We start from the raw sequence: 536 nt of genomic DNA, 5'->3' as shown, positions 1-536 counted from the left end.
ATATCAAGGAGCGGCAGGACCAGCTTCCTCGACCGAAGGTCAAGACCAACAGCGAGAAGACCGGCTACAAGCCGCGGGGTTCCAAACCGGGACGCAAGACTGATGTGATGTCCGATCCGGCCATCGCCGCCAAACGTGAGCGGGCACTGGCTCGCCTCGCCGCCGCGGAGTGACATTTCTGCTTTGCAGGCTAGCGGACATTTCAATCTGGCAGCCACAGCGCAGGCCAATTCCGCGCATGCGTGAGGCGTCAGAATAGCGCGCTCTGCCCTAACTCATGTTAGAGCCACAAGGGATCAACTCTGGTTTGAAGAGAGGCTCCTCCCGGACCTTCTTTGCCCCTACGGTTCCGGCTCCTCGAGCGCCCTTTTATGGGCGCTCTTTTTTTGCCAGCGATCTGTCCCAGCCCAGCTACCACGATTGCGTTCCATAAAGGGCATGGCGCGAAGTCTGAGTGTCAGAACTCGTTAGACAAGTCACTGATTGTGCTCGTTAGAGATGTCACTTCTGAGGAGCGACTGCTGAGAGTTCAGCCC

At 57.8% G+C, this 536-nt stretch carries 1 pseudogene; it reads left to right on the top strand.

Features of this window, described 5'->3' with window-relative positions:
- Window positions 1–173: pseudogene (locus tag ACXJKO_RS32085) on the top strand (ISNCY family transposase); the annotation flags it as partial.
- Window positions 174–536: the final 363 nt, after the last annotated feature.

It is taken from the genome of Microvirga sp. P5_D2 (assembly GCF_054049475.1).
The sequence above is the reverse complement of the archived record's forward strand: the minus strand, read 5'-3'. Positions and strand labels throughout refer to the sequence as shown.